This window comes from Pseudonocardia nigra, from assembly GCF_019396355.1.
Taxonomy (GTDB): Bacteria; Actinomycetota; Actinomycetes; order Mycobacteriales; family Pseudonocardiaceae; genus Pseudonocardia; species Pseudonocardia nigra.
Genome location: NZ_JAHKRK010000027.1, coordinates 26,547 through 37,832, shown reverse-complemented (window position 1 = coordinate 37,832; position 11,286 = coordinate 26,547). Strand labels below are relative to the sequence as shown.

Annotated in this window: 10 protein-coding genes; 9 read left to right on the top strand and 1 reads right to left on the bottom strand. The window is 74.5% G+C overall.

Translation table 11 applies throughout. The features are described from left to right. Window positions 1–63: 63 nt before the first annotated feature. Window positions 64–1,566, bottom strand: coding sequence for an ATP-dependent DNA ligase (locus tag KME75_RS09925; protein WP_219414291.1), 1,503 nt, complete (start codon window positions 1,564–1,566; stop codon window positions 64–66). Between the two features lie 152 nt (window positions 1,567–1,718). Between KME75_RS09925 and KME75_RS09920 the strand changes: the two genes are divergently transcribed. The 9 genes from KME75_RS09920 to KME75_RS09880 all read left to right on the top strand — a co-directional run bounded on the left by KME75_RS09920 (window position 1,719) and on the right by KME75_RS09880 (window position 11,149). Beyond that, the gene (locus tag KME75_RS09920) at window positions 1,719–4,277 is read left to right on the top strand and encodes a DEAD/DEAH box helicase (protein ID WP_219414290.1); all 2,559 of its coding nucleotides are present in this window, start codon (window positions 1,719–1,721) and stop codon (window positions 4,275–4,277) included. 10 nt (window positions 4,278–4,287) lie between these two features. Continuing rightward, entirely contained in the window at window positions 4,288–4,668 is a 381-nt protein-coding gene (locus KME75_RS09915) for a nuclear transport factor 2 family protein (protein ID WP_219414289.1), read from the top strand. 91 nt (window positions 4,669–4,759) lie between these two features. Next, window positions 4,760–5,149 carry a hypothetical protein gene (locus KME75_RS09910; RefSeq protein ID WP_219414288.1) on the top strand — a complete coding sequence of 130 codons (390 nt, stop codon included), beginning with the start codon at window positions 4,760–4,762 and terminating at the stop codon, window positions 5,147–5,149. Window positions 5,150–5,282: 133 nt separating this feature from the next. Beyond that, window positions 5,283–7,427 carry a putative bifunctional diguanylate cyclase/phosphodiesterase gene (locus KME75_RS09905; RefSeq protein WP_308282672.1) on the top strand — a complete coding sequence of 715 codons (2,145 nt, stop codon included), beginning with the start codon at window positions 5,283–5,285 and terminating at the stop codon, window positions 7,425–7,427. A 69-nt stretch (window positions 7,428–7,496) separates the two neighbouring features. Beyond that, complete coding sequence (locus KME75_RS09900; RefSeq protein WP_219414287.1) at window positions 7,497–8,273, top strand: LLM class F420-dependent oxidoreductase; 777 nt, start codon at window positions 7,497–7,499, stop codon at window positions 8,271–8,273. After that, window positions 8,249–8,758 (top strand): NUDIX hydrolase, encoded by a 510-nt coding sequence (locus KME75_RS09895; protein ID WP_308282671.1) that lies wholly within the window; start codon window positions 8,249–8,251, stop codon window positions 8,756–8,758. Before KME75_RS09900 ends, KME75_RS09895 begins: the two co-directional genes overlap by 25 nt. Before the next feature lie 24 nt (window positions 8,759–8,782). Continuing rightward, the gene (locus tag KME75_RS09890) at window positions 8,783–9,754 is read left to right on the top strand and encodes a hypothetical protein (RefSeq protein ID WP_219414286.1); all 972 of its coding nucleotides are present in this window, start codon (window positions 8,783–8,785) and stop codon (window positions 9,752–9,754) included. Between the two features lie 28 nt (window positions 9,755–9,782). Next, window positions 9,783–10,391, top strand: a complete 609-nt coding sequence (locus KME75_RS09885) for a sulfite oxidase-like oxidoreductase (RefSeq protein ID WP_219414285.1) — start codon at window positions 9,783–9,785, stop codon at window positions 10,389–10,391. A 29-nt stretch (window positions 10,392–10,420) separates the two neighbouring features. Continuing rightward, window positions 10,421–11,149: a ferredoxin reductase gene (locus KME75_RS09880; RefSeq protein ID WP_219414284.1), complete on the top strand. Its 729-nt coding sequence runs from the start codon at window positions 10,421–10,423 to the stop codon at window positions 11,147–11,149. The last annotated feature ends 137 nt before the right edge of the window (window positions 11,150–11,286 follow it).

Sequence of the window (11,286 nt, the reverse complement as noted above, 5' to 3'; positions counted from 1 at the left end):
CCGAGCCCAAGATCACGTTCTGCCCCCGGCCGACCCTCCCGGCGACCGGCGCGTCCGGGGGAACTACCGGGCAGAACTCCCGGTGGCGGCCGGGAGCGGGATCTCCGTCGGCCGCTCCTCCCCCGCGGTCACCTCCACCACGCATCCCCCCGCGACCGACCGTGCGCGCACGGTGAGTAGTCCTCCGTCGGGACGAGGCTCGATGCCGCGCTGCACGGCCTCGCGCACGACCGCGAGCACCTGCAGCGGCGCGACCGGGGTGGGGTGCAGGGCCGGTTCGACGTCCACGACCACCTGCAGGCGGGCGCCGAAGCGCGCCTGCTCGAGCCGCAGGTAGTCGGCGACGGCGGCGAGCTCGCGCCCCAGGGTGCTGGTGCCCGCCTGATCGGCGGCCCGGGAGAGGTCGGCGAACCCGATGAGCAGCTCACGGGCTCGCGAGGGGTCGGTGCGGATGAGCGACGCGATGGTGTTCAGCGTGTTGTAGACGAAGTGCTGCTCCAGCCGGCGGGCCTCGACGGCGGGTGGCTCGGCCACCGCCGGTTGCGCCGGCGGCTCCACCACGGGCGCCGGGGCGGGCGGGTGCGCCCACCGGTCCGCCCGGACGGCGCCGGGCTCCAGCGCACCGCGCCAGTGCGGCCGCCGCATCCGTCCGCCGCCGATCCAGCCGGTGAACTCGACCAGCCCGGCCAGGTCCGGCTCGACCCAGTGCGCATCGCGCGCGGCGTCCGCCGGCACCCCGTCCCCGAACGGCGGCGCCGCGGGCTCCCGGCCGGCCAGCTCCGCGGCGAGCAGACGGCCCTCCTCCAACGACACGCCGACCCGCCCGACGTAGTGCAGCCGCCCGTCCACGGGCGCTCCGAGCAGCAGCGTGCCCACCGTTGCCCGGCTCCCCTGCCGCTGGGCAGCCGTCCACCCGCCCACCAGCACCTGCCGGGTCCGCTTCAGCGGCAGCCGCAACCAGAACCGCGAGCGGCCTCCGGGCCGGTAGCGGGCGCGCAGGTGCCGGGCGTGCAGGCCGTCGGCGCCCTTCTGCTCGGCGATGTCGAGCAGCGCGTCGAGCTCGCTGGCGGGCAGCGGCGACGTCGTCCACACCGGCGGGCTCGCGAACCCCAGCCCGTCCAGCAGCGTGCGGCGGTCGGCGTAGGGCAGGTCCATGGCGCTGTGCCCGTCGAGCCACAGCAGGTCGGCCACCTGGAAGTCCACGGGGATGCGCCGGATCGTGTCGTCCGACGGGCGGTGCAGGCCGCTGCGGCGCTTGAGCAACCGCGGCCGCACGGCGTGCTCCTCCCCGCGCGCCACGAGCGTGCCGTCGAGGACCATCCCGCCCGGCGGGCAGCGCCGCAGCAGCGGCTCGGCCAGCTCGGGGTAGGCGGCGCTCATCGAGTTGGCGGCGCCCGACAGCAGCCGCACCCGCCGGCCCGGCTGGACGTACGCGATGCACCGGTGCCCGGTCCAGGCCACCTCGACGACCCAGTCGGCGCCGGTGGGCGGGTCGCCGGAGCCTGCGGCCGGCAGCATCGGGGGCACGAGATCGGGCAGCCCGCTCGCGGTCGCCCTCCCGGTCACGGCACTCACGGTAGCTGGCGGGGTGCGCTGCGTCCGCCGCTGCCCGGGCAGTGGCAGCAAGGTGGCCTTGCTGCCGTCCAGTGGCAGTATTGCCACCTTGCCGGCATCCCGCGACGGCTCCGTACGGGCCGTGGGGGACCATCGGGGGCATCATGACGCTCACCGACCGGCTGCCCCCGACGCCCGACGACCCCGACGCCCTCGTGGAGGCGTTCGCCGACTGGGCCTTCGAGGAGCAGGGCCTGTCGCTCTACCCGGCGCAGGAGGAGGCGCTGCTGGAGCTGGTCACGGGTTCCAACGTCATCCTCTCCACGCCCACCGGCTCCGGGAAGTCACTGGTGGCGGTGGCGGCGCACGCGGCCGCGATGGTGCGTGGACAGCGCACCTTCTACACGGCGCCGATCAAGGCGCTGGTCAGCGAGAAGTTCTTCGCGCTGATCGAGGTGTTCGGCGCCGACAACGTCGGGATGCTCACCGGCGACGCCGCGGTGAACGAGAAGGCGCCGATCATCTGCTGCACCGCGGAGATCCTCGCCAACATCGCGCTGCGCTCCGGGCCGCACGCCGACGTCGGCTCCGTGGTGATGGACGAGTTCCACTTCTACGCCGACCCGGACCGCGGCTGGGCGTGGCAGGTGCCGCTGGTCGAGCTGCCGCAGGCGCAGTTCCTGCTGATGAGCGCCACCCTCGGCGACGTCTCGTTCTTCCGCGAGGACCTCACCCGCCGCACCGGCCGCGACACCGCCGTGATCACCTCGGTCGAGCGGCCGGTGCCGCTGCACTACCGCTACGTGCTCACCCCGCTGCACGAGACGATCTCCGAGCTGCTGCAGACCCACGAGGCGCCGGTCTACGTCGTGCACTTCACCCAGCAGTCGGCGGTCGAGCGGGCGCAGGCGCTGATGAGCGTCAACGTCACCTCCAAGGACGACAAGCAGGCGATCGCCGACCTGATCGGGAAGTTCCGGTTCACCGCCGGGTTCGGCAAGACCCTGTCCCGCCTGGTGCGCCACGGCATCGGGGTGCACCACGCGGGGATGCTGCCCCGCTACCGGCGGCTGGTGGAGACCCTCGCCCAGGCCGGGCTGCTGCGGGTCATCTGCGGCACCGACACGCTCGGCGTCGGGATCAACGTGCCGATCCGCACCGTGCTGTTCACCGCGCTCTCCAAGTACGACGGCCAGCGCACCCGGCCGCTCAAGGCGCGCGAGTTCCACCAGATCGCCGGGCGGGCCGGGCGCGCAGGCTACGACACCGTCGGCACGGTGGTGGCCGAGGCCCCCGACCACGAGGTGGAGAACGCGCGGCTGCTCGCCAGGGCGGGCGACGACCCCAAGAAGCGCCGCCGGGTGGTGCGCAAGCAGCCACCCGAGGGCTTCGTCGGATGGTCGCAGACGAGCTTCGAGAAGCTGCAGAACGCCCAGCCCGAGCCGCTCACCAGCCACTTCGCCGTCACCCACGCGATGCTGCTCAACGTGATCTCCCGCCCGGGCCGAGTCGATGTCGGCTCCGCTGACGCTCCGCCGAGTGCGTTCGCCGCGATGCGGCACCTGCTGGAGGACAACCACGAGCCGCGGTCGCGCCAGCGCAAGCACATCCTGCGCGCCATCGCGATCTACCGGGCGCTGCGCGCCGCGGGCGTCGTCGAGGAGCTCCCGGAGCCGGACGCGGAGGGCCGCCGCGTGCGGGTCGTCGGCGACCTGCAGCTGGACTTCGCGCTCAACCAACCGCTCTCGCCGTTCGCGCTGGCCGCGATCGAGCTGCTGGACCGCGAGTTGCCCGGGTACCCGATGGACGTCCTGTCGGTGATCGAGGCGACCCTCGACGACCCCCGCCCCGTCCTCTACGCGCAGCAGAACAAGGCGCGCGGCGAGGCCGTCGCGGCGATGAAGGCCGAGGGCATCGAGTACGAGGAGCGGATGGCGCTGCTCGAGGACGTCACCTACCCGAAGCCGCTCGACGAGCTGCTGCACGCCGCCCTGGAGACCTACCGGCGCGGCTCCCCGTGGGTCGAGGACGCGCACCTCGCGCCGAAGTCGGTGGCCCGGGACATGTTCGAGAAGTCGATGACGTTCGTCGAGTACGTCTCGCACTACCAGCTGGCCCGCTCCGAGGGCCTGGTGCTGCGCTATCTCGCCGACACCTACCGGGCGCTGCGCCAGACCGTGCCGGACGAGGCGAAGACCGAGGAGCTCACCGACGTCGAGGAGTGGCTGGGCGAGCTGGTGCGCCAGGTCGACTCCAGCCTGCTCGACGAGTGGGAGGCGCTCGCCGCGGGCGCCGGGACCGGCGAGGAGCCCGAGCCGCCGTCGCTGGACGAGGGCCCGGCGGGCGTCACCCGCAACGTGCGCGCGTTCCGGGTGCTGGTGCGCAACGCGATGTTCCGCCGCGTCGAGCTGGCCGCCCTGCGCCGCTTCGACCTGCTCGGCGAGCTGGACTCCGACGCCGGCTGGGGCGCGGAGGCCTGGCGGGAGGCTCTCGAGCCCTACTTCGCCGACCACACCGATATCGGAACCGGCCCGGACGCGCGCGGCCCCCAGTTCATCACCATCACCGAGGAGCCGGAGCGCTGGCTCGTGCGCCAGGTTCTCGACGACCCGGCGGGCGACCGGGACTGGGCGATCACGGCCGAGGTCGACCTCGCGGGGTCGGACGAGGAGGGGGCGCCGGTGGTGTGGGTGACCGGGGTGGAGCCGCTCGGCGGACGGTAGCGTGGCGCCCGTGGGGTTCGCCGTGTCCGATGTGCTCGCCGCCGACAGCCCGGCCGCGGTGGAGCGACTGCTCAGCGCCGACGTCGTCTTCCACAGTCCGGTCGCCGATTACACCGGACGCGCCGACGTGGCCCACCTGCTGGCGACGATCGCCCGCTGCGTGCACGACGTGCGGGAGGGCCACGGCTTCCTCGACGGGGGGCGCAGCGCCACCGAGTTCACCGGCCGGGTCGGTGACCAGGCCGTGGACGGCGTGCTGATCCAGCGGATCGACGCCGACGGCCTCCTCGCCGAGGCCACACTGCTTCTGCGGCCGCTCGCCGCCCTGCGCACCGCCGTGGGCCTGATGCGCGACGCGCTGGCCGCGGCGCCGCTGCCGAGCGCCGGCTGACCCCACCTCCCCCGCAGGCGCCGGGCCCCCGGGCGCGCCGCGCCGTCGTCGAACCGTTGACGATCAGCTGGCGTCAATGTATCAACGACAGATGGACTACGAGCAGGCCAAGCGCTGGATGGAACGGGTCGACCCCGTGGTGGCCCGCGGCCCCGACTGGTCGATCACCCGCCAGCTCGACTGGTTCAAGGAGCAGTCGAAGGACGGCGGCGTCACCCGGGACGCGGCCGCCGCCTGGTACGCGATGGTCCACGAGATGCGCAGGCTCGCCGACTACTACGAGCGCGACCTGATCCGCAGGCTCCGCGCCGACGGGCTCACCTGGGCCCAGGTCGCCGACGCGGTCCAGGCCCAGCTCAGCAGCCGCCAGGCCGCGCAGGCCAAGTGGAAGCGGCTCATCGACCCGGGCCGGCGGATCACCACCGGGGACATGCAGCGCGGCGGGCGGCGCAAGCAGACCGGCCCCGGCACCCCGTCCTGACCTCCGGAACGGGGTACCGGACACCGCGTCCCGACCGCCGTGATCAACTCCCGCGTGCGCCGCCGGGGGGCGGTACGCTGCCGCCGCAGAGATCGTCCGCGTCGCGGACGGCCGGAGTCCGAGCGGGGGCATCGTGGACGGATCGACCTCCCCCGGGTCGAGCTTCCCCGCCCCGACCCTGCCGAGCGCGGACGCGCTCGGGCGCTCCTGGCTGCACGCGGTGCAGGGCCGCAGTTTCGTACCGATGGAGCGCACCGCGCTGCTGGCGCATCTGGTCGAGCGGGCGGCCGTCGTGCTGGCGGCCGTCAGCGCCGAGCCGGTCGACCGCGGGGGCGCGGAGTCCGTCGGCGCGTGGCTGGTGGCCGCTCACTTCACCGACCCGGTGTCGCTCGAGCAGACCCTCGCGGTGCTCGGCGAGCACCTGGCCGACATCGAGCCCCGGCGGCTGGCGGCGCTGCAGGGCGCCGTGGCGGCGGGATACGCCCGTGCCATGCAGGAGCGCACCCGCACCGAGCAGGAGCGCGTCAGCAGCGCCGCGTTCGCGGCGCGTGCGGCGGCCGAGCAGGCGCGCTGGACCAGCGAGGCCCGCTTCGAGGCGATCTTCGCCGACGCCGCGATCGGCATCGCGATCCTCGGCGCCGACGGCTGCATCGTCGAGGTCAACCGCGCGCTCGGGGAGATGTTCGGCATCTCCCCCGCCGAGCTCGACGGACAGCCGATCGCGCCCTACATCCGGCCCGACGCCGAGCTGTGGACCCTGGTGCAACGGATGCAGGCCGGGGCCCTCGACCACACCAGGCTCGAGCGCGCCTACCCGCGCACCGACGGCAGCCGGATCTGGGTCGACCTCGTCCTGTCGCTCGTGCGCGGCCAGGACCGCCACCCGCGCTACATCGTCGGGATGATCGCGGACGTCACCGAGCGCCACCGGCTGGAGACCTCGCTGCGGCACCAGGCCCAGCACGACCCGCTCACCGGGCTGCCCAACCGCACGGTGTTCTTCGAGCGGCTCGACGCGGCCCTCGCCGCCGACGGCAACCACCTCGGCGTCTGCTATCTCGACCTCGACGGGTTCAAGGCCGTCAACGACACGCTCGGCCACGACGTCGGCGACCGGCTCCTGCAGACCGTGGCCCGGCGACTCACCGGCGAGCTGGGCCCGGCCGGCCACCTGGTCGCACGCATGGGCGGCGACGAGTTCGTCGTGCTCGTCGAGGGGGGCGCCGACCACGCGGTGGGCCGCGACGAGCTGCACCGGGTGGCGCGCACCGCGCTCGAGGCCGTCGGCACGCCGATGCGGCTCGGCGCCCACCGCGTCGTCGTGTCCGCCAGCGTCGGCGTGGTGGAGCGCGACGACGGCGGGGCGGGCTCCGCGGAGCTGATGAAGGCCGCCGACACCACGCTGTACTGGGCGAAGAAGGACGGCCGCAACCGGATCGCGCTCTTCGACGCCGAACGCCACCGCGCCGACGTGGGGCGCTACGCGCTGTCGGCACGGATGCCGGAGGCGCTCGAGGGCGGCGAGTTCGTCGTCGACTACCAGCCGCTGGTGCGGCTCACCGACCAGCGGCTGGTCGGAGTGGAGGCGCTGGTCCGCTGGCAGCTGCCCGACGGCCAACGGCTCGGGCCCGACCGGTTCATCCCGGTGGCCGAGGAGACCGGGCTGATCGTCCCGCTGGGGCGCTGGGTGCTCGCCGAGGCCTGCCGGCAGGCCGTGCGGTGGCGGGCGGAGCACCCCGACGCCGACCTGTTCGTCAGCGTGAACCTGGCGGCCCGCCAGGTGCGCGAGCCCGGGATCGTCGACGACGTCGCCCAGGTGCTCGCCGAGACCGGGTGGCCGGCCGAGGCGCTCCAGCTGGAGCTCACCGAGAGCGACCTGATGGGCACCACCGGCGAGCCGCTCGACGCACTGCACGCGCTCGCCGACATGGGCATCCGGATCGCCATCGACGACTTCGGCACCGGCTACTCGAACCTGGCCTACCTGCGCTCCCTGCCCGTCCACGCCCTCAAGCTGGCCGGCCCGTTCATGACCGGCGGGGCCGGCCGCGACGGTGCCGGAGGGTCGGACGAGGTCGACCACGAGGTGCTGGCCCTGCTCATCGAGCTCGCGCACACGCTCGGCCTGTCGGTCACCGCCGAGGTCGTGGAGACCGCGGTGCAGCTCGAGCGGCTGCGCAAGCTCGGCTGCGACACCGGGCAGGGGTGGTACTTCGCCCCCGCGGTCGACGCGGGGGCCGTCGCGGACCTGCTGGGCGGCCCTGTCGGCCCGGCCTGAGCCACGGGCCTGAGCCTGCCGGTGCGGACCGGTGAGCACGCCGAGCCGCCGGCTGCCAGGATCGGGGACATGACCCACCCCATTCGGATCGGTGTCCAGATCCAGCCCCAGCACGCCGACTACGCGCAGATCCGCGAGGCGGTGGCCGCGGCCGAGGACGCCGGCGTGGACGTCGTGTTCAACTGGGACCACTTCTTCCCGCTCTACGGCGAGCCCGACGGCGAGCACTTCGAGTGCTGGACGATGCTCGGCGCCTGGGCCGAGGCCACCAGCCGCGTCGAGATCGGCGCGCTCGTCACCTGCAACAGCTACCGCAACCCCGAGCTGCTGGCCGACATGGCCCGCACCGTCGACCACATCTCGGGCGGCCGGCTCATCCTCGGTATCGGCGCCGGGTGGTTCGAGCGCGACTACGACGAGTACGGCTACGACTTCGGCACCGCGGGCTCCCGCCTGGCCGACCTCGCGCAGGCCCTCCCGCGGATCCGGAACCGCTGGGAGAAGCTCAACCCGGCGCCGACCCGCGACATCCCCGTCCTGATCGGCGGCGGGGGCGAGAAGAAGACCCTTCGGTACACCGCCGAGCACGCCACCATCTGGCACAGCTTCGGCAACGTCGACACGTTCACGCGCAAGAGCGGAATTCTCGACGGGCACTGCGCCGACGTGGGTCGTGACCCGGCGGAGATCGAGCGGTCGATCGGCGTCAGCGCCTCCCCCGGCGAGGTCGCCGACGGCCTCGTCGCCGCCGGGGCGTCCCTGTTCACCATCGGGGTCGGCGGTCCCGACTACGACCTCGGCCTGGTCAAGGAGTGGGTGTCGTGGCGGGACGCGCAGCGCGACTGAGCGCCGGCCTGCTGCTGCACTGCCCCGGCCCGGGCGGCACCGGCGATCCGGAGGTGCTGCTCGGGCACATGGGCGGGCCCTACTGGGCGCGCAAGGACGACGGGGCGTGGTCGATCCCGAAGGGCGAGCACGACGCCGACGAGGACCCGCGCCTGGCGGCTGCGCGGGAGTTCACCGAGGAGCTGGGCTCGCCGCCGCCCCCGGGGCCGCTGCATGAGCTGGGCACCGTCCGGCAGCGCGGCGGCAAGCTGATCACGGTGTTCGCCCTCGGCCTCGGGCCTGGCGCGGACTTCGACGCCGACCACATCACGCCCGGCACGTTCGAGCTGGAATGGCCGCCGCGCTCGGGCAGGATGCAGGCGTTCCCGGAGATCGACCGCGCCGCCTGGTTCGACGTCGGCACCGCTCGGCGCAAACTGGTGCGCGGTCAGGTCGAGTTCCTCGACCGCCTGCTGGTTTCCCTCGATCGCGCGGGTTCGCCGTAGGGCCCTTCGGGGTACGGGCCCCGCGTGAGCTCGATCTGGAGTGGCCTGGTGCGCGGTGCGGCGGCCGGGGCCGCCGGCACGACGGCCCTGAACGCCACCACGTATCTCGACATCGCCGTGCGCGCCCGCGAGGAGAGCGACACCCCGCAGCGCATGGTGGCGGCGCTCGCCGACGCGACCGGGGTGGACGTGCCGGGCGGGCGTCGGGAACGCCGACGGCGCCTGTCCGCGCTCGGGACGCTGTCGGGGGCGCTCACCGGTGTCGCGATCGGCGGCGTCGCCGGGCTGCTGCGGGCCGGCGGCGTCCGGCTGCCCACCACGGTCGGCGGACCGCTGCTCGGCATGGCGGCGATGGCGGCCACGAACGGCCCGCTCGCCGCCCTGCGGATCGCCGATCCGCGCCGCTGGAGCGCGACCGACTGGCTCGCCGACGCCGTCCCGCACCTGGTCTACGGCTGCGCGACCCACGCCACGCTCGTCGCGGTGTCCCGGGTAGCCGAGAGCCGGGAACCGGTGCCCGCCACCAGCCCGGCGATGCTGCTGCGGGCGGCGGCGCTCGGGGCGGCCACCGGGTCGCGCGGCACGGCGGGAATCACGGCCGTCGCGTTCACCTCCGACCGCGACGACCGGGGGCCCGTGGCCTCCCGGCTGGGCACGGGCCCGGGTAAGGCGCTCACCGGCCTCGCGGCGGCGGGCGAGGTGGCCGTCGACAAGCACCCGGCCACGCCGAGCAGGCTGAGTCCACCCGCGGTGCTGCCGCGTGTGGCGCTGGGCGCGACGTCCGCCGCCGCCGTCGCCCGGCGCGACGGGCACGATCCCGGGCTCCCCGCGCTGGTGGGCGTCGCCGGTGCCGCCGCAACCTCGGTGCTGGGCGTCCGGCTGCGCGCCGCCGCGGAGCGCCGGCTCGGATCGGACCGGCCGGGGGCGCTCGCCGAGGACGCGATCGCCGCCGCGCTCGGCTGGCTCGGCGCCCGGCGTCCGACGCGGCGGGAATGAAAGGCGCCGGCGCGACCTTCACGAGATCATGTCCCCCATCACCCGAGGCTTCGTCGGGCGGGGCCGCGACCGCGACCCGCGGCTGCCGCCCGGCCAGTACGACGCCCGTGACGAGTGGCCCGTGCTGCACGCCGAGGCGACTCCCCGGATCCCCACCGACCGCTGGACGTTCACCGTGGAGGGCCTCGTCGAGCGCGAGGTGACCTGGACCTGGGACGAGATCCACGCCCTGCCCCCGTCCCGGTACGAGGGCGACATCCACTGCGTCACGACGTGGTCGAAGCTCGGGATGACCTTCGACGGCGTGTCGGTCGACACCCTGCTCGCGGCCGCGGGCCCGCTGCCGAGCGCCACGCACGTGGTGGCCGTCTCGCACACCGGCTACACCACGAACCTGCCGTTGGCCGACGTCACCGGCGGGAAGGCGTGGGTCGTCTGGAACGCCGACGGCAAGCCGCTCACCACCGAGCACGGCGCCCCGGCCCGTTTGCTCGTGCCACACCTGTACTTCTGGAAGAGCGCGAAGTGGGTGTCGGGGCTGCGCCTGCTCGACCACGACGAGCAGGGGTTCTGGGAACGCAACGGCTACCACGACCGGGGGGACCCGTGGGCCGAGCAGCGCTACCAGGGCGACTGAGCGACGCTGCGAAGCGAAGACCGAGACCGATGACCCTGACCCCCGGCGGCGCCACCCACCGCAGGACCCTGCGCTGGCAGACCGCGCGCGTGCTGGCCGTGCGCGACGAGACGCCGACCGCGCGCACGTTCCGCCTCGCGCTGCCCGAGCCGCGCCCGCACCTGCCCGGCCAGTACTACGCGCTGCGCCTCACCGCGCCCGACGGCTACTCCGCGACCCGCTCGTACTCGGTGGCCTCCGCCCCGGAGGAGACGGGTGAGATCGAGCTGACCGTCGAGCGGCTCGCCGACGGCGAGGTGTCGGAGTTCCTGCACGAGGTGGTCGTCCCCGGCGACGAGCTGGAGGTGCGCGGCCCGATCGGCGGCTTCTTCGCGTGGGACGGCACGAGCTCCGCGCTGCTCGTCGGCGGCGGATCGGGCGTGGTGCCGCTGATGGCGATGCTGCGCCACGCCCGCCGCACCGGCCGGCCCGACCTCGTCCGCCTCGTCGTGTCCGCCCGCTCCCCCGCCGACCTGTACTACGCCGACGAGCTGCCCGGCCCCGAGACGCTCGTCGTCTACACCCGCCAGGCCCCGCCCGGGGCGGGCCGCGCGGTCGGGCGCCTCGCCGCGGCCGACCTCGCCCCGTTCGTCCGCGGCGGCGAGGACGTCTTCGTCTGCGGGTCGCCGGGTTTCGCCGACGCCGCCACCGCCGCCCTGGAGGAGGTCGGCGTGCCGGTCGAGTCCATTCGGGTCGAGCGGTTCGGCCCGTCCGGGTAGGCGACGGGCGACTCACCCGTCCAGAACGGGCGACTCGCGTGTCGAGGTGTGGCGACTCGCGGAAGTTCCGCGAGTCGCCGGGAATCCGCGTGCAAGTCGCCCGCTTCCGACCGGCGCCCCGCGCTCTAGAGTCGCGG